Genomic DNA, 18,877 nt, shown 5'->3' on the forward strand with positions numbered 1-18,877 from the left:
AGTAAGTGTATTTGTAAAAATTGAATTTGTGATATTCTTTCAACTACAATCGTTTTTTAAGTTTTACAAATTCTTGTTCTAAAAACAATAGTTTTTCTTCTAACAAGTCATTAAATTCTGGCAACCTTTTAAAAAACACATATCGTATTCTCCATAGTTCTTTTACCTCTTTAATATCATATCTTTTATCTTCAATATTTTTATGATCAGCTCTAAGCACCAATTCGTCATTCTCCATATAAAGTCTCCTCAATACTAATTCATCTTTTACCAAAGCCAAAACAACCACACCTGCATTTAATTTCTTAATTACATCATTAGGAACAAACTCACCAATTACTATGTCTTTTGGATACAAACCTTTATCGTGATTTGTCATCTCTAAATTCGTTACTGTATAACCTCTAAATTTCTTTTCTGTATTTATAGGTAATTTTAAGTACGGTAAATCTGATATAAAATTATCCTTATCAAACAATTCTATATAATCTGATATAAAATTATCCGTAATACAAGGTATCTTTGCAAAAACTTCTTTAAATATTTTATCAGCTTCTAATGCAAGGTTTCCTTTAAAACGCAACAAATCGTTTACTGTTAATTCTGAAGTTAACAACTCATCAATCGATATGCTAAAATAATTAGCAATCTTAATAATCGTTTCTATCTTCGGTTCACTCCTCCCCTCTTCATAAGCCCCTAACGTAGCCCTTTTCAAGTCAAACAACTCTGCAAAAGCCTGTTGACTCAAGCCTTTAACTCCTCTTATTTTCTTTATATTTTTACCAAAAAAAGACATGTGTTGCTAATTTTATTTGCAAAATAAATTTTATTTTGTATCTTTACGCTAACAATATTAGCTAATACTTTTTAAAACAACTAATTTTTTTAGATAAAAAACTATATTATGATACATTTTACACTATACATTACAGCCTGCTTTTTACAAACTTTTTTGTAATATTGAAGTGCTAAAGAAAATGATTAACTATAACTAATTTAATTGCTAATGAATTCACACTACACAAAAACCAGAGATTTTTTACAAAAACTAAACTTTAACATTGTTAAAGAGAATGAGAAAGACGGAGTTTTAGTTATTGAAAAAGAAAACTTTGGTATTAAAAACCTAATTATAGGTGTAGCTTATCCTATTTTAATTATGGAGCAATTCATTTTTAAAATAAACAAACCAAGCGAAGAAGTTTTTAAAAGCTTACTTCAAAAAAACAGAGACATTATCCACGGAGCATTTGTTTTAGATGAAACAGGCAGTCGTGTTATTTTTAGAGACACATTACAGTTAGAAAACTTAGATTTAAACGAGTTAGAAGCTAGTTTAAATTCTTTAAGTCTTTTATTAAGTGAATACTCTGACCAGATTATTACTTTTTCAAAATATTAAAAAAAATAGATTATGAATATTTTTAAACGCTTATTTAAAATAGGGCAAGCAGAAGCTAATTCTGCTATTGATAAAATGGAGGATCCTATTAAATTAACAGAGCAAGGTATTAGAGACTTACGTTCAGACTTAGAAAAAAGCCTTGAATCTCTTGCGCAAATAAAAGCCTTAGCTATTCGTGCAAAAAACGATATAGAATCTTATACTTCTAAAGCAGAAGATTATCAGCAAAAAGCAATGCTTATTCTAAAAAAAGCTCAAAATAAAGAGTTAGAAATGAATGAAGCAGACCGTTTAGCTAAAGAAGCTTTAATGAAAAAAGAAGAAGCATCTCAAGAAATTTCAAGAACAAAAATTGAAGCAGAAAAATTAGACAGTTCTGTAGCTCAATTAGAAAAAAATGTTCAAGAAATTAAGAACAATATCAATAAGTGGGAAAATGAGCTAAAAACATTAAAAGCAAGAGTTAAAGTATCTAAAGCTACTAAAAACTTAAACAAACAAATGGCTGAGTTAGACAGCAGCAGCACTGTTTCTTTATTAGAGCGTATGAAAGATAAGGTAGCTCAAGAAGAAGCCCTAGCAGAAGCTTATGGAGATATTGCTAATTCAACAAAAACAATTGATGATGAATTAAACTCTGCTTTAGATTTAAAAGAAAGTAATGCCGAAAATGATTTGGCTAAATTAAAAGAACAATTAGGATTAAATAACGACTCGAAAGCATAATACGATATGACTTTACACGATTTAGTTTTTTCTACAATTAATGCACCATTAACAATACTGCTAATACTTTTAGCAGCCTATAGATTTGTAACCATGCTTTTCGGTTTAGATCTTGATTTTGACATGGACTTTGATATTGATGCAGATTTTGACACAGATGCTTCTTTCGACGCTTCTGGTTTAGATTTAGAAGATGTTTCTAACATCGAACTAAAGAACGAAACTATTGTTCGTAATAAAAGAAAAGAACTAAAATGGTGGCAAGTACTTCTTATTTATTTCAACTTTGCTGAATTACCATTCTTATTTACGTTTACCTCATGGATATTCTTTTGGTGGGCAATAACAGTAATCAGTACATACTTAACTGGTAGTTACGATAATTCTTTCGGATTAATATTCTTTTTTGCAGCTATTATACCTGCATTAATTCTAAACAAAATCTTCACCACTCCTTTTAAAGCAGTCTTTAAAAAGCTAGAAAGAAAAGGGGTTAGTGCGTTAGATTTAATTGGAAGAAAAGGAGAATTATTATCTAATATTTCAGGTAATAAATTAGGCAGTGTGAAACTATTTGTAAACAACGACCCTATAAATATTTACGCCCGATCTTTAGACGGAAGTTCTATAGAATCTGGTAAAGAAATATTAATCATCAAAGAATCTGACGATAAAAAATACTATTACATTCAACTATATAAATAAAAACAAACTATGAACTATTCGCTATTAAATTTAGCCGCATCAAATCTAACATCATCAATAGTTATGTTAGTCGTAGGTGGTCTAGTATCACTTGTGTTCCTTTTTGTAATTTTTATTGCACTTTTCTATAAGAAAATTCCACAAGGAGAAGCCTTAGTCAAAACAGGTTTTGGCGGTACAGCAGTTGCTTTCGACAAAGGAATGTATGTAATTCCTGTACTTCACAAAGTTGAAGTGATGGATATCTCTGTAAAGAAAATTGAAATTCAGCGTTTAGAAAGCGACGGACTTATCTGTAAAGATAACATGCGTGCAGATATTAAAGTAGCTTTCTTCGTAAGAGTTAATAAATCTAAAGAAGCCATTATTGAAGTAGCTCAAACAATTGGTTGTGAAAGAGCATCACATATTGACACTTTAAATGACCTATTTGAAGCAAAATTCTCAGAAGCCTTAAAAACGGTAGGTAAAAAATTCGAATTTGTCGAATTATATGAATCTAGAAGTGAATTTAGAGATGAAATTATTAACGAAATTGGTAGAGATTTAAACGGATATACATTAGAAGATTGTGCTATTGATTACTTAGAGCAAACTCCTGTACAATTCTTAAAAGCTGATAATATTTTAGATGCAGAAGGTATTAAGAAAATTACTGAATTAACTGCTGCTCAAAACGTAAAATCTAATTTAATTAAGCGTGACGAAGAAAAAACCATTCGCAAACAAGATGTTGAAGCAAGAGAAGCTATTTTAGAATTAGACAAGCAATTAGCTGAAAAAGAAGAGCAACAAAAAAGAGAAATCGCTAACATAAAATCTCGTGAAGAAGCAGAAACTTTAAAAGTCGCTGAAGAAGAACGTTTAAAATCCGAAAGCGCTCGCATTGCAACCGAAGAGAAAATTCAAGTAGCAGAAGAAAATATGCAACGTCAAATTATTGTTGCTGAGAAAAATAAAATACGTACAGAGGCAGTTGAAACAGAACGTGTAGAAAAAGACAGAGCATTAGAAGCTACAGAACGTGAACGTATTGTAACATTGGCTCAAATTGAAAAAGAAAAAGTTGTTGAAGTTGAAAAGAAAAACATACAAGATGTTATTCGAGATAGAGTAATGTTAGAAAAAGGTGTGGTTGAAGAGCAAGAAAACATGAAAGATATTGAAGCTTTCAAAACAGCAGAACGTGAAAAGCAAGTAAAAATAACTATTGCAGAAGCTGATGCCGAAGAGTCTTTAATCAAGACTATCAAAGATGCAGAAGCGCAAAAAGAAGCAGCAAAGCAAAAAGCAGAAGAAATCAATATTGAAGCTCAAGCGCAAAAAGAAGCTAGCGAAAAAGAAGCAGAAGCTCGTAAAACATTAGCGGAAGCTAAAGCGAAAGAAGAAGCTACAATTGGTTTATCTGAAGCTCAAGTAATGCATGCGAAAGCTGATGCTAGTGAAAGACAAGGATTAGTAGATGCATTAATCATTGAAAAGAAAGCAAAAGCTGAAGCAGCTGGAATCGAAGCAAAAGCAGATGCTATCAAGAAAGAAGGAATGGCAGAAGCAGATGTAATCAAAGAAAAAGCATTAGCTGATGCAGCTGGAATCGAAGAGAAAGCTGAAGCTATGAAGAAACTTGATGGTGTTGGTAAAGAACATGAAGAATTTAAGCTACGTTTAGAAAAAGAATTACAAGTAGACTTAGCTCAAATCAACATTCAAAAAGATATTGCAGATGCACAAGCACAAGTTATCGGTGATGCATTAAAAGCTGCTAATATTGATATTGTTGGTGGAGAAACAATGTTCTTCGATCAAATCATTGGGCAAATTACCAAAGCAAAAGGATTTGATAGATTAGTACAACATAGTGATAATATTCAAGATGTAAAAGATGCTATCTTAGGAAGCGACGATGTAAAAGGAAACTTATTAGACAAAGTGAAAGACTTTGCTACCAAATATGGAATTTCTACAGAGGATATTAAAAACTTAACAGTCGCAAATCTTTTAATCGATTTAAGAGGTAAAGCTACAAACTCAAGTGATGAAAATCTTTTTAGCAATTTATTTAATCTTGCTAAAGGACTAGGTTTATCTGATAAAAAATTATCATAACAACCACACAAAGAGTTTATCATGTTTGATAAACTCTTTGTTTTCTATATTATTTAATAAATAATTCAAGGTGTATTCTATTTCACCTTCTTATTTATTGTTTCTATTTATTTAAAAACCAACTACACTTTTAAAAGTACATGGAAAACCAAAACAATGCGCAGCAATTAGACGGCGGTACTTATGAAATCATTCAAGGTAGATTGCAAAAACAAAAGCAAGACCTACAAGAACGATTGCATAAGCTAAATGAAGACAGAAAACATGTTTTTGGGGCTATAGAAACCAAATTAATTGCTAACGATAGAATCAACACCGAAAACAACTGTATTGCTAGAGATATTGTGTCTTTAGGAAACATTTCTATTTTCGGATATAACGTTCACTTTGGATTAAGAACCGACATTAAATTATCGGATGTGTTTAGTATCTATGAATTTAAAGAGCAACACTTTCAAATTCAGTCTTTAGATTTATTAAACGACCCTGTTTTTATAGACGATTTCACTAACCTCTATAAATATTACCGAAATACCATTTTCTCAAAGTTTGCCATTATTGGAAACTACTTGTACATGGTTTTTCAATTAAGCGAAAACAAAAGCGATATCAAAGCTTTTAAATGGTTGATTAATGAAGGAAGTTTACGGTATATAGACAATCGTAGTGAACATGAATATAAGTTTCCTACCCAACATGAGTTTAAATGGCAAGAGGTAACTCGAGACATGCACCGATATGGTACCTATTCTCATGTTTCTATTTTAGACAAAGTTTTTGTAGAAACTATTGGTGGAGACTTAACCATTAAAATTGAAGATAACACAGATGAAGGAAGAGGAATTCTTGCGGAGCCTGTTGAACATATAGATCAAACCTTAGATGATGGACAATTTCGTTATGGTAATTTAGGAAACCTAATTACCCTAGAAGTAAAACCATTTCAAGAACCTGCACGATACTTTGTATACAATCATAAACTTCAAGAAGTTCAAAAAATTGATAGTATTAAAGACACTGCGGTTCAGTTACCAGATGATCATGGTATTATATTCCCAAACGGATACTACCTTCAAACTGGAGAATACAAGCTTTTTGAAAACGATGCTAAAGAAGTAAAGTTTCAAGAAAAAATAATCTCTCCAAACGGAGAAGATTTTTTATACGTTTTCTATGCAACCATTCGTGGTTTGTATATTTTAATGTCTTACAATATCATAGAACAAGAAGTTAAAACTCCTATTATTTGTAATGGTTTTACCGTATTACAAAATGGAGAGCTTTGTTATTTTAAAACAGAAAACGAACAAACCAAACACCATGTTGTTCAGATTTGGCAAACTCCGTATTTAAAAGGAGATTTTATGCCTTCTCAGCATGAAGATAGTTTGTTATATAAAATAGGAAACAAAGACATTGTTCGTGCCATGGCTGAGTGTCACGAATTAATCAACCTATTAAACAAAGAAGATAATTATACAGGTTTATACAATGATATTGCCAAAATATCTAAAGATATAAACGACACTTATTATTGGTTACCAGAAAAAGAAACTTCTCAATTAAACCTTCCAATTGCTCAAATTAACGAAGCTGCCAATGCCGCTATTGAAGAGTTTGAGAAAGTTGTTCAGTTAAAAAAACAGGCTGAAAAGGAGACCAAGAATATCAATACGAAATCAGAAGAATTATTTGGTAAAATTAAAAGTACCTCTTTTAAATCTATTGATGATTTTGTAGTGCTTTTAAACCAACTTCGCACCTTACGTGGAGAAGTAATTAGCTTACATGATATTCGTTATATAAATGCAGACCTTTTAAAAGAATTAGAAGAGCAAGTTGCTGAGCAAAACAACCTTATTTCTAAGCGTTGTGTTCAATTTCTTTTAAACGATAAGGCTTTAGAACCTTATCACAATAGAGTTGCAGAAAAACAAGCCGCATTACCTAACATTAAAAAGGTAATTGATGCCAAATCTTTAGAAAAAGAAGTGAATCAAATTACATCTGATTTAGAGATGTTAATTGATATTGTTTCCAATTTAGAAATCGAAGACACTTCTCAATCTACAAAGATTATTGACAATATTTCTTTGATATTTGCTACACTAAACCAATTAAAATCTGGAATTAAAAACAGTATTAAAAGTTTAGGTAGTAAAGAAGCTAAAGCTGATTTTAATGCGCAATTAAAATTAATTGACCAGAGTATCATCAACTATATTGATATTGCCAATACTCCAGAAAAATGTGACGAGTTCTTAACCAAAACAGCTATTCAACTTGAAGAATTAGAAGGTAAGTTTGCCGACTTTGAAGAGTTTATTGTTCAAATTATTGAAAAAAGAGAAGAGGTTCATGCAGCTTTTGACAATAGAAAGAATAGCTTAATTGAAAAAAGGAATAAGAAAACTGTTGCTTTACAAACTGCTTCAGAAAGAATTTTAAAAGGTGTTCGTAAAAAAGCATTGAGCTTTAATTCTAATGAAGACATCAATGGATACTTTGCTGCTGACCTAATGATTAACAAAGTAAGAGACATCATTAGTCAGTTAAAAGAACTAGATGATATTGGTAAAGCTGAGGCCATTGAAACGCAATTAAAGGTTGCCAAAGAAGATGCTCTTAGAAAGTTAAAAGACAAACAAGAATTATATGAAGATGGTGAAAATGTAATTAAATTAGGACAACATAAGTTTGGTGTAAACAGACAAATATTAGACTTAACGATTGTTTATAAAAATGAGCAATTATACTATCACCTTACAGGAACTGATTTCTATGAAGAAGTTTCGAACGAAGTCTTACTAAATTCAAAAAAATACTGGAACCAAGAGCTAGTTTCTGAAAACGACACAGTGTATAGATCTTCTTATTTAGCTTTTAAATTATTTAAAAAATTCAAAGAAGAAGAGCTCATCAACCTAACAGAAGAAGATTTATTAGCTTTAATACAAAAAGAAAGTAGTAATTCATATGCAGAAGGATATGTAAAAGGAGTTCACGATGTAGATGCCGCTAAAATATTACATCTGTTAGTACACAAACACCATGAATTAGGTTTACTAACCTTTACTCCCAATACGAGAGCATTTGCTCAGTATTTCTGGAACTCTTTAACAGAAGAGCAAAAGAGTGTCTATAATAATTCCATCAAAGCTTCTGGTGAAGTTTTAGCAGTGTTTCCTAACAGTACTGCTTATGATTTTATTATTGATGATTTGACAGCCGCTTTGAATGCATTTTCAGAAAAAACACAACTTTTTTCTACAGAGCAATCGCAAACAATTGCTAAGTATTTATTCAATGAGTTAAGAAGTGACAACACCTTCCATACCAGTAGTGAAGCATTGACTTTAAAGGAAACATTTATAAAAACCTTAGACAGACAAGATGCGCTTCATAAGTTCAAATTAGGAGTTCAAAAATTAGAAGCCTATACAGACAAAATTCAACTGGCAAAACAATGGGTAAGCTCTTATATCATAGAAAAGACGCCTAGCGATGTTGAATACATTCATGAAGTGGTTGTACTATTGTTATTTGAAGATTTATCTGCTTTACATCCCGTTAATGTACATCCTAAACAAACCTTACAAGGTTTAAAAGGAAACCACCCAACCATTACTGAAAACTCAATAGAATTCGATTATCATCAATTCATTAAAGAGCTAACACACTTTAATCAAAACGAAGTACCGAACTTTATTCAATATAGAGAAGCAAAACAGCAAGTTACAGAAGAGTTAAAAGAAGATTTAAAACTCGAAGAATTCAAACCTCGAGTACTTTCTTCTTTTGTGAGAAATAAGTTAATTGACCAAGTGTATTTCCCTTTAATTGGAGATAACCTAGCAAAACAGTTGGGAACTGTCGGCGATAATAAACGTACCGATCGAATGGGAATGTTGTTATTAATTTCCCCTCCAGGGTATGGTAAAACTACCTTGATGGAATATATCTCAAATCGATTAGGGCTGGTATTTATGAAAATCAATGGTCCAGCTATTGGTCATGAAGTAACTTCTGTTGACCCAATGTCTGCAAACAACTCAGCATCTAGAGAAGAATTAAAAAAGCTAAACTTAGCTTTTGAAATGGGAGACAATGTAATGTTATATCTTGATGATATTCAACATTGTAATCCAGAGTTTTTACAAAAATTCATTTCTCTTTCTGATGGAACAAGAAAGATTGAAGGTATTTACAACGGAAAATCTAAAACCTATGATTTACGTGGTAAGAAATTCTGTGTAATTATGGCAGGAAACCCGTATACCGAAAGTGGAGATCGATTCCAAATACCAGACATGCTTGCCAACAGGGCTGACATTTACAATTTAGGAGATATCATTGGAGATACGGAACATCTATTTAAGCTAAGCTTAATAGAGAACTCATTAACTTCAAATCCAGTGTTACATCAATTAAGTAGTAAATATTTTGAAGATGTATATGCCTTGATTGATAAAGTTGAAAACAATACGCAAGAGGTTAACCTAAAAGGAAATCACACCAAACAAGAAGTGCAAGATTATACTGCTGTTCTTGAAAAAGTAATTACGGTTCGAGATACTATTTTAAAAGTAAATCAAACCTATATTCAATCTGCTGCAATGGAAGATAATTACAGAACGGAACCTTCTTTTAAACTACAAGGTTCTTATCGTGACATGAATAAATTGGTGGCTAAAGTTGTTCCGATTATGAATCATGATGAATTAGAACGTTTGTTATTATCTCATTACGAAAGTGAATCACAAACTTTAACCTCAGCGGCTGAAGCAAATCTTTTGAAGTACAAAGAATTGATTAGTTCTTTATCGGAAGAAGAGCAAACCCGATGGGATGACATTAAGAAGATTTTTGTAAAAAACAATAAACTAAATGGTTTAGGAAACAAAAATGAAATGGCACAAATTCTAAGTCAGATGATGGCTTTTACAGAGAATTTAGAAGGAATAAAATCTGTTTTACAGAAAGGATTAGAGAAATAAAACCTCTTATTCATAACACTTATAAACCTACTTTTATTTTTAAGAAGTAGGTTTTCTTTTTTGATGTTTTATTCTCCAAAAACAGTAATTACGATCTTCCTTCTACCTCCATAGTTACGATGTTCTCCTAAATAAATTCCTTGCCAAGTCCCTAAACTCAACCTTCCATCTGTAATAGGAATTTGTACCTGGCATCCTAACATAGAACTTTTAATATGTGCTGGCATATCATCTACTCCCTCATAATCATGCTTATAATACGGCATATTCTCAGGGATCATATTATTGATATGTGTTTCAAAATCCATACGTACTGTTGGATCTGCATTTTCATTTATAGTTAAGCTTGCAGAAGTGTGCTTAATAAATGCTTGAAATTGTCCTGTTTTAATTTCTGATAGCTCTGGAATAGCTTCTATTAAAACATCGGTTATTAAATGATAACCTCTTGTATGTGCTGGTAACTGAATTTCCTTCTGATAAAATTTCATGTTTCAAAAATAAAAAAACCACCTAAGAATAGGTGGCTTTTAATCTATATGTCTTTAAAGATTATTTAACTTCCTCGAAGTCTACATCTTCAACGTTATCGCTTTCAGAAGAAGCATTCCCTTGAGCTTGTTGCTCAGTTCCTGCTCCGTTTGCTCCTGCTTGTTGCTGTGCAGCATACATTTCTTCTGAAGCTACTTTCCATGCTTCATTAATTTTCTCCATTGCAGCATCAATAGCAGCTAAATCTTTAGACTCGTGAGCTTTTTTTAATTCTTCTAAAGCAGCTTCAATTGGCTCTTTTTTATCTGCTGATAACTTATCACCAAACTCTTTCAATTGCTTTTCAGTTTGAAAAATCATAGAATCTGCTCCATTAATTTTCTCTGCAGTTTCTTTAGCTTTTGCATCTGCATCTGCATTTGCTTCCGCTTCTGCTTTCATCTTTTGAATTTCTTCGTCAGATAATCCCGATGAAGCTTCAATACGAATATCTTGAGATTTACCTGTTGCTTTATCTACTGCCGATACTTTGATAATTCCGTTTGCATCAATATCAAAAGTTACTTCGATTTGAGGAACACCTCTTTGTGCTGGTGGAATATCTGTTAATTGGAAACGTCCAATAGTTTTGTTATCTGCAGCCATCGCTCTTTCACCTTGTAATACATGAATATCTACTGATGGTTGGTTATCTACTGCTGTAGAGAACACTTGAGATTTCTTTGTTGGAATTGTAGTATTCGCCTCAATTAACTTAGTAAATACATTCCCCATAGTTTCAATACCTAATGATAAAGGAGTAACATCTAATAATAATACATCCTTTACATCACCAGTTAAAACTCCACCTTGAATAGCAGCTCCTAAAGATACTACCTCATCTGGATTCACACCTTTACTTGGTGCTTTTCCAAAGAACTTCTCAACAGCTTCCTGGATTGCAGGAATACGAGTAGAACCTCCCACTAAGATTACTTCGTCAATATCAGATGTAGATAAATCTGCATTCTTTAAAGCTGTCATACATGGTTCGATAGTGCGCTTTACTAAATCATCGATTAACTGCTCAAACTTAGCTCTACTTAAAGATCTAACTAAGTGCTTAGGCCCTGAAGCTGTAGCTGTAATATATGGTAAATTAATCTCAGTTGAAGTAGTACTAGATAATTCAATCTTAGCTTTTTCAGCAGCTTCTTTTAAACGTTGTAATGCCATAGGATCTTTACGTAAATCCATGTTTTCTTCAGCATTAAACTCGTCTGCTAACCAGTTAATGATTTTCTCATCTACATCATCTCCACCTAAGTGAGTATCTCCATCAGTAGCTAATACTTCAAATACTCCATCTCCTAATTCTAAGATAGAAACATCGTGTGTACCTCCACCAAAATCAAATACTACAATTTTCTTATCAGAATCTGCTTTATCTAAACCGTATGCTAACGCTGCAGCAGTTGGTTCGTTAATAATACGACGAACTTTTAATCCTGCAATCTCACCTGCTTCTTTAGTAGCTTGACGTTGAGCATCGTTAAAATATGCAGGTACAGTAATTACTGCTTCTGCAACATCTTGTCCTAAGTAATCTTCAGCAGTTTTTTTCATTTTTTGTAATACCATTGCTGAAATCTCTTGTGGAGTATATAAACGACCATCGATATCAACACGAGGAGTATCATTGTCTCCTTTTACTACTTTATATGGTACTCTTCCTGCTTCCTTTTCAGACTCAGAAAATTTATTCCCCATAAAACGCTTAATCGAATAAACTGTTTTAGTTGGGTTTGTTACTGCTTGTCTTTTAGCAGGATCACCTACTTTACGCTCTCCACCTTCTACAAATGCCACGATAGATGGCGTAGTTCTTTTTCCTTCTGCATTAGGAATTACCACTGGTTCATTTCCTTCCATTACAGAAACACATGAATTCGTAGTTCCTAAATCTATTCCTATAATTTTACTCATAATCTTTATTTATACTTTTAAGTTTTTAATTCAAATTTACGGTTTGAATTAGTCAAAGTGTGTGCCAACAAATTTTCGTAGGAATTTTGACAGAAAAAGAAAAAAAGAAGATTATTTTAATGACAGAGTGTCACAAAATCAGACATTTTTATAACTATCATGTACCAATCTTATATTTGCGTAGGTGTTACCTAAAGCTTCAATAGTATCTTTTTCATTTTTAAAAGCTACATCGGTAATTCCTTCTTCTAACTGAGGAGTTAGCTCTCCTTTGTATGTAGAATTCATTAAATACCAATGTGTTTCTTTTAAACGGTGTTCTCCTTGTTGAAGAAATAAATGATAGGTAGTTATTAAAAATTGATCAATACTAACATTGGTAATACCGCACTCTTCTTCTACTTCTCGGATAGCAGTTTCTTCAATAGACTCTCCTTTTTCAATTCTACCTTTAGGTAAATCCCATTTAGTTCCTCTATAAATGAATAAGATCTCATTTTGATTATTTAGCACCAATCCACCAGCTGCAGAAATTGTTTTAAAGGCGTTTTTAAAGTCAGTCCAATCTTTCTCTAAACTTGTACTGTATAAATGTATGCCCTTGTGTTTTCCTAATCGCAATTTGTAAATTATCTCATCTAATGAAGTAGTTTTATAGATGTAAGTAGGAAAAGCTTCTTCTTTTTTTAACGAAGAGGTTAAAATAATAGGCTTATCATTCACAAAAACTTTATACATTTGCGGTATGGATTTTAACAAAGATACGGCAAAAAAAACTGCTGAACTTCTTTTACAAATAAAAGCAATAAAATTAAGCCCACAATCGCCATTTACTTGGGCTTCTGGATGGAAATCTCCAATATATTGTGATAATAGAATCACTTTATCTTATCCACCAGTTAGAAACTTTTTAAAAGAAGAAATTGCTAAATTAGTTGAAGAAAAACACGGAAAACCAGATGTAATTGCTGGTGTTGCCACTGGAGCTATTGCTATAGGAGTGTTGGTTGCACAAGAACTTGGCGTACCTTTTGTGTATGTTAGACCAGAACCTAAAAAGCATGGGCGAAAAAACCAAATTGAAGGTCACTTAGAAAGTGGTCAAAATGTGGTGGTTATAGAAGACTTAATTAGCACTGGTAAAAGTAGTTTAAATGCTGTACAGGCTTTAAAAGAAGGAAATGCTACAGTAAAAGGAATGGTTGCTATATTTTCTTACGGTTTTGATGTAGCTACACAAAATTTCGAAGAAAAACATGTAGAACTTACTACCTTAAGTAACTACGAAACATTACTAGAACAAGCTCTAGATAGTAAATATATTACAAGTGAAGAACTTCGTTTATTAGAAGATTGGAGAGTATCACCAAGCACTTGGAAACAAAATACAGAATCTTAAATAACAAAAATGAATATAGAAGGAAATACAGTTACTGTGCAGAAATCTGCTAAAGATGTTTTTGATTTTTTTACAAAACTTGAAAATTTTGAACAATTAATGCCAGAAAGCATTCAAAAATTTGAAGTTGATGGTGATAGTTTTATCTTCGGATTAAAAGGAATGCCAGAAATCAGATTAGTTATGAAAGAAAAAACAGAATTTTCTAACGTAACTTTAGGAGCAGCTAGTAGTAAATTGCCATTTACTTTAGCAGCCGATTTACAAGAAATTTCTGAAAACGAAACAAACGTTACTTTAAAATTTGCTGGTGATTTTAATCCAATGATGGCTATGATGGTAAAAAAGCCATTAACTAGCTTCATTAATACATTAACAGAAAATATTTCGAAACTTTAAGCGAACGATACTTCTTTAAGATCAAATTCTTTTACAGAAGTAGTAGACTTAGTTTCACCGAATCCCTCTTCGAGGGTTTCATTATCTAATTCTAATTGGAGTTTTCCTTCTTGGGAAACTCCAATTATTTTTCCCATAAATAATTCTCCATTTGGAGTCTTAAACATACTTGGTATATTCTTTTTATAAAGTACATTTAAATAATTTTCTTCAATAATCGAAAATTCTTTATCATTCAACAATTGAATATTTTCTTGCAATCGTTCTAGAATCAAATTGAGTAATTCATCTAAATCAACTTCTTTTCCTAAAATATTTTTTAATGAAGTAGCTTTAGACAATTCATCATTAAAAATTTCTTGATTTACATTTACACCAATTCCTATGACAGAAGATGTTATGTATTCCTTTTGAAGAGAATTTTCAATCAATACACCACAAATCTTTTTATTTACTGTCATAATGTCGTTAGGCCATTTAATAGCTAATTTTGGCAAATAATAAGTTGTTAAAGCTTCAAAAACACTTCTACTAACCACAAAACTCAAGTACTTCTGATTTTCTATTTTAAATTTATCAAACCTAACAAAGACACTAAATGTAAGGTTTTTACCCGCTTCAGAAATCCACTTATTTTTCATTTGTCCTCTACCAGAAGTTTGTTCTTTCGCAGTAACTACAGTAAAACTATCTAGTGTAGCATTTACTGCCATTTCTTTCAAAAAAGAATTGGTAGAATCAATGGCATTAAGTTTGATTATTTTCACTTGTGTAATTTTAAGTTATCAATCTTATATTTTAAGATAAAATCTTATAGATTCTTTTAGCTTATTTTACCAATTTCCTCAATGAGGATTTCTTGCAGTAATTTATAGGCAAAACAACGACCAATAATACGTAAATTACTCGCAAAAAAATAATAACTTTGCTAAAACTTAATTTTTTTTAATGACAAAAAAACAAGCAAGCACAGACGAGTTAATTTCTGTGATTTTAAAAGGGATAGATGATGTAAAGGGTGAGAACATCCAATTATTAGATTTAAGAGAAATAGACAACACTGTTTGCGATTACTTTGTTATTTGTTCAGGTAATTCAAACACTCAAGTAAATGCCATTTCTGGCGCTATACATAAAGTAGTAAGTAAAGAACTTAAAGATAAACCTTGGCATGTTGAAGGAACAGGTAATGCCGAATGGGTTTTAATGGATTATGTAAATGTAGTAGTACACATTTTCCAAAAACAAGTTCGTGAATATTACGACATCGAAAGCTTGTGGGGTGATGCTAAAATTACTCAGATTACACCTGCATAATTGCTAACAAATTCATACATTTTTTTATGAGCGATAAGAAAAACACACCAAAATTTTCATTCAATTCATTTTGGATTTACATACCGATCTTTGTAATTCTTATAGGATTGAGTTTTTTTAACTCTGGAACATTAGCTTCTAGAGAAATTTCAAAGAACCAATTCTCAAAAATATTACAAGAAAACGACATCAAAAAAATTGTTGTAGAAAACAACAACGTAGCACGAATTTATCTTAAAGATGCTGCAGAGAAAAAAGAAGAGCACAAAGCTTTAGTAAACTCGGCTTTTTATAGAAAAGGAACTCCTTTATACACGTATAACTTTGGAGATCTTCAAAATTTTGAAAACGAGATTGAAAAAGAGAAAAAAGATAAAAACTTAGATTTTGACAAGTCGAATGTAGAAAGTACTAGCTTGTTAGAAACTGTTTTTAACTTTTTACCTTTCATCTTATTAATTGCTATTTGGTTATTCTTTATGAGAAGAATGTCTGGAGCTGGCGGAGGTGCCGGTGGCGGAGGTCAAATCTTCAATATTGGTAAATCAAAAGCAAAACTTTTCGATCAAGATACTCAAGTAAAAACTACCTTTAAAAACGTAGCAGGTTTAGAAGGAGCTAAAGAAGAGGTTCAAGAAATTGTAGACTTCTTAAAAAGCCCCGAAAAATACACTAAATTAGGTGGTAAAATTCCAAAAGGAGCTTTATTAGTAGGACCTCCGGGAACAGGTAAAACCTTATTAGCAAAAGCTGTAGCTGGTGAAGCTGGTGTACCTTTCTTCTCTTTATCTGGTTCAGATTTTGTAGAAATGTTCGTAGGTGTTGGTGCTTCTCGTGTAAGAGATTTATTTAAACAAGCACAACAAAAATCACCTTCAATTATTTTTATTGATGAGATTGATGCTATTGGTCGTGCACGTGGTAAAAACAGCATGACAGGTGGTAATGACGAAAGAGAAAATACACTTAACCAATTATTAACTGAAATGGATGGTTTTGGTACCGATACAAATGTAATTGTATTAGCAGCTACAAACCGTGCCGATATTTTAGATAAAGCATTAATGCGTGCAGGTCGTTTTGATCGTCAAATTTATGTTGATTTACCAGATTTACATGAGCGTAGAGAAATTTTTGAAGTTCACATTAAGCCTTTAAAATTAGCTGATGATGTAAATATTGAATTCTTAGCACAACAAACACCAGGTTTCTCTGGAGCTGATATTGCTAACATGTGTAACGAAGCTGCTTTAATTGCTGCTAGAAATGATAAAAAAGCAATTCATCATCAAGACTTTTTAGATGCTGTAGATAGAATTATTGGTGGTTTAGAAAAGAAAAATAAAGTAATTACTCCGAAAGAAAAAGAAGTAATTGCTTACCATGAAGCTGGTCACGCCACTGTAAGCTGGATGCTTGAGCATGCTGCACCATTAGTTAAAGTTACTATTGTGCCTAGAGGACAATCGTTAGGAGCTGCTTGGTACTTGCCAGAAGAGCGTAAAATTGTTCAAACAGAACAAATGTTAGACGAAATGTGTGCTACTATGGGTGGTAGAGCTGCTGAGAAATTAATGTTCAACAAAATTTCTACTGGAGCATTAAGTGACCTTGAAAAAGTTACTAAACAAGCTCGTGCTATGGTTACTGTTTATGGTTTAAACGATAAAGTCGGTAACGTTACTTATTATGATTCTTCAGGAAATGATTCTTTTGTAAAGCCTTATAGTGAGTCTACTGCAAAGGTTATTGATGAAGAAATTTCTGAAATCATCGAAGGTCAATATGTAAGAGCCATTGATATATTAAAAAACAATCAAGATAAATTAACTGAATTAGCAGACCTTTTATTAGAAAAAGAAGTTATTTTCAAAGACGATTTAATTAAAATCTTTGGAGAAAGACCATTCGAAAAAGAAAAAGCTACAACTGATAATATTTCGACAGAAGAATAGTTAACATATCTAAATGAATTTATTTAAGAAATTATTTAAATCTTATTCAGAATCATCTAAAGACAAGGAAATAAAACAGCAACCTGTTAAACTTGCTTTAGATGATTCTTTTGTTCATCATTTTATTAATAAAGGCGGTAAGTTTTTATATTGTACTTCTATTAAAGAAGTTATAAGAAACTTAAAAAGTATTGTAAATGAAAATAACTGGAAACAAGTTACTTGTACAGATATTGATTTATTAAAACTAGCTGTACAAGCTGAAACAAATACTCAAAACGAGTTTAATAAAAACACTCCTTTTTTCACCACTTGTGAGCATTTAATAGCTAATAATGGTGACATCCTTTTTTCATCTAACCAATTAGGAAGCAATAAATTATCTTCTTTAACAGAACATTTTATTGTTTATGCAACTACAAGTCAATTAGTAAAAGATACTGGTGAAGGACTTACTGGAATAAAAACTCATTTTAGAGGAAATATCCCAACAAACATTAGCTCAATAACAAACTATACTTTACAAAAAGAAGACGATAATTTTTTGAACTACGGTAACAGTAACTCAAAAAACTTATATTTGCTGCTCTTTGAAGACCTTTAATATGCGCGACCTTTTAACAAGAAGTGTTTCTGCACTTGTGTATGCTGCTGTTTTTATAACAGCTATTTTCTTTTCTAAAGAAAGTTACTTAGCTGTTATTGGCATTTTCGGCTTAATTTGTTTATGGGAATTCTCTAAAATAATTCAGTCTAAAAACTACATTTCATATATTGTTTTAGCTATTATAACTGCTTTAACAATTTATATTTTTGATGCAGATTACCCTGCTTTAATTTTAGGCTTTTCTGTTTTTTGTCTATCCATATTATTATACTACCTTTTTTCTCTTAAAAAAATTAAATACGATAGTATTCAGCAAAAAATATTTCAAAAGTATATATATATAGTTTTACCATTTTTCTATTTAGCTAAACTTCCTTTTTTAAATGGAGAGTACAAACCAAGTATTGTTTTTTACATTATATTACTTATTTGGACTAATGATAGTTTTGCTTATTTAGTTGGTAAAAACTTTGGAAAACACAAACTTTTTGAAAGGGTTTCTCCTAAAAAAACTATTGAAGGCTTTATTGGCGGATTAGCGTTCGCAATAATCGTTGGTTTTATCATTGGTAAAAACTCTGTTATCTTCAACATTACTCATTGGATTGTTATAGCATCCATAGTATCAATCATAGGAAATTTGGGTGATTTAGTAGAATCTAAATTTAAAAGACAAGCCAAAGTAAAAGATAGTGGAACTATTATGCCTGGTCATGGCGGACTTTTAGATCGTTTAGACAGCTTGTTTTTCCTTGCACCCTTCGTATATTTGTATATACATTACATCATTTTATAATTCTT

General features: G+C 31.5%; 16 protein-coding genes. 11 read left to right on the forward strand and 5 right to left on the reverse strand.

Annotated elements, in window-relative coordinates; genetic code table 11:
• Nucleotides 1-43: 43 nt before the first annotated feature.
• The gene (locus WH52_RS07690; protein WP_086030372.1) at nucleotides 44-799 is read right to left on the reverse strand and encodes a helix-turn-helix domain-containing protein; all 756 of its coding nucleotides are present in this window, start codon (nucleotides 797-799) and stop codon (nucleotides 44-46) included.
• Nucleotides 800-1,009: 210 nt separating this feature from the next.
• Between WH52_RS07690 and WH52_RS07695 the strand changes: the two genes are divergently transcribed.
• From WH52_RS07695 to WH52_RS07715, 5 genes are all read left to right on the forward strand, one after another.
• Complete coding sequence (locus tag WH52_RS07695; protein ID WP_086030373.1) at nucleotides 1,010-1,405, forward strand: type III secretion system chaperone family protein; 396 nt, start codon at nucleotides 1,010-1,012, stop codon at nucleotides 1,403-1,405.
• A gap of 12 nt (nucleotides 1,406-1,417) precedes the next feature.
• Nucleotides 1,418-2,134 carry a PspA/IM30 family protein gene (locus WH52_RS07700; RefSeq protein WP_086030374.1) on the forward strand — a complete coding sequence of 239 codons (717 nt, stop codon included), beginning with the start codon at nucleotides 1,418-1,420 and terminating at the stop codon, nucleotides 2,132-2,134.
• Between the two features lie 6 nt (nucleotides 2,135-2,140).
• On the forward strand, nucleotides 2,141-2,839 hold the full coding sequence (locus WH52_RS07705; protein WP_086030375.1) for an OB-fold-containig protein: 699 nt from the start codon (nucleotides 2,141-2,143) through the stop codon (nucleotides 2,837-2,839).
• A gap of 63 nt (nucleotides 2,840-2,902) precedes the next feature.
• A complete protein-coding gene (locus tag WH52_RS07710) occupies nucleotides 2,903-4,945 on the forward strand; it encodes a flotillin family protein (protein ID WP_394335049.1) in 2,043 nt (680 codons plus the stop codon).
• 140 nt (nucleotides 4,946-5,085) lie between these two features.
• The gene (locus WH52_RS07715; protein ID WP_086030377.1) at nucleotides 5,086-9,942 is read left to right on the forward strand and encodes a DNA repair ATPase; all 4,857 of its coding nucleotides are present in this window, start codon (nucleotides 5,086-5,088) and stop codon (nucleotides 9,940-9,942) included.
• 68 nt (nucleotides 9,943-10,010) lie between these two features.
• On the opposite strand, the gene WH52_RS07720 is transcribed toward WH52_RS07715, so the two are convergent.
• From WH52_RS07720 to WH52_RS07730, 3 genes are all read right to left on the reverse strand, one after another.
• Nucleotides 10,011-10,433: a secondary thiamine-phosphate synthase enzyme YjbQ gene (locus tag WH52_RS07720; protein WP_086030378.1), complete on the reverse strand. Its 423-nt coding sequence runs from the start codon at nucleotides 10,431-10,433 to the stop codon at nucleotides 10,011-10,013.
• 61 nt (nucleotides 10,434-10,494) lie between these two features.
• On the reverse strand, nucleotides 10,495-12,399 hold the full coding sequence (gene dnaK, locus WH52_RS07725; RefSeq protein WP_086030379.1) for a molecular chaperone DnaK: 1,905 nt from the start codon (nucleotides 12,397-12,399) through the stop codon (nucleotides 10,495-10,497).
• A gap of 138 nt (nucleotides 12,400-12,537) precedes the next feature.
• Nucleotides 12,538-13,137 carry an NUDIX hydrolase gene (locus WH52_RS07730; RefSeq protein ID WP_086030380.1) on the reverse strand — a complete coding sequence of 200 codons (600 nt, stop codon included), beginning with the start codon at nucleotides 13,135-13,137 and terminating at the stop codon, nucleotides 12,538-12,540.
• Nucleotides 13,138-13,144: 7 nt separating this feature from the next.
• On the opposite strand from WH52_RS07730, the gene pyrE reads away from it, so the two are divergent.
• Entirely contained in the window at nucleotides 13,145-13,798 is a 654-nt protein-coding gene (pyrE, locus tag WH52_RS07735; protein ID WP_086030381.1) for an orotate phosphoribosyltransferase, read from the forward strand.
• Nucleotides 13,799-13,807: 9 nt separating this feature from the next.
• A complete protein-coding gene (locus WH52_RS07740) occupies nucleotides 13,808-14,197 on the forward strand; it encodes an orotate phosphoribosyltransferase (RefSeq protein WP_086030382.1) in 390 nt (129 codons plus the stop codon).
• On the opposite strand, the gene WH52_RS07745 is transcribed toward WH52_RS07740, so the two are convergent.
• Nucleotides 14,194-14,964, reverse strand: coding sequence for a biotin--[acetyl-CoA-carboxylase] ligase (locus WH52_RS07745; RefSeq protein WP_086030383.1), 771 nt, complete (start codon nucleotides 14,962-14,964; stop codon nucleotides 14,194-14,196). The two genes, WH52_RS07740 and WH52_RS07745, sit on opposite strands and share 4 nt — an antisense overlap.
• 181 nt (nucleotides 14,965-15,145) lie before the next feature.
• Between WH52_RS07745 and rsfS the strand changes: the two genes are divergently transcribed.
• Genes rsfS through WH52_RS07765 form a run of 4 tightly spaced genes read left to right on the forward strand, consistent with a single transcriptional unit; the run spans nucleotide 15,146 to nucleotide 18,872 of the window.
• Nucleotides 15,146-15,514, forward strand: coding sequence for a ribosome silencing factor (gene rsfS / locus WH52_RS07750; protein WP_086030384.1), 369 nt, complete (start codon nucleotides 15,146-15,148; stop codon nucleotides 15,512-15,514).
• Nucleotides 15,515-15,540: 26 nt separating this feature from the next.
• A complete protein-coding gene (ftsH, locus tag WH52_RS07755) occupies nucleotides 15,541-17,469 on the forward strand; it encodes an ATP-dependent zinc metalloprotease FtsH (protein WP_086030385.1) in 1,929 nt (642 codons plus the stop codon).
• A 13-nt stretch (nucleotides 17,470-17,482) separates the two neighbouring features.
• On the forward strand, nucleotides 17,483-18,073 hold the full coding sequence (locus WH52_RS07760; RefSeq protein WP_086030386.1) for an LUD domain-containing protein: 591 nt from the start codon (nucleotides 17,483-17,485) through the stop codon (nucleotides 18,071-18,073).
• Nucleotide 18,074: 1 nt separating this feature from the next.
• On the forward strand, nucleotides 18,075-18,872 hold the full coding sequence (locus tag WH52_RS07765; RefSeq protein ID WP_086030387.1) for a phosphatidate cytidylyltransferase: 798 nt from the start codon (nucleotides 18,075-18,077) through the stop codon (nucleotides 18,870-18,872).
• Nucleotides 18,873-18,877 lie beyond the last annotated feature (5 nt).

Source organism: Tenacibaculum holothuriorum (assembly GCF_002120225.1).
Lineage (GTDB): Bacteria > Bacteroidota > Bacteroidia > Flavobacteriales > Flavobacteriaceae > Polaribacter > Polaribacter holothuriorum.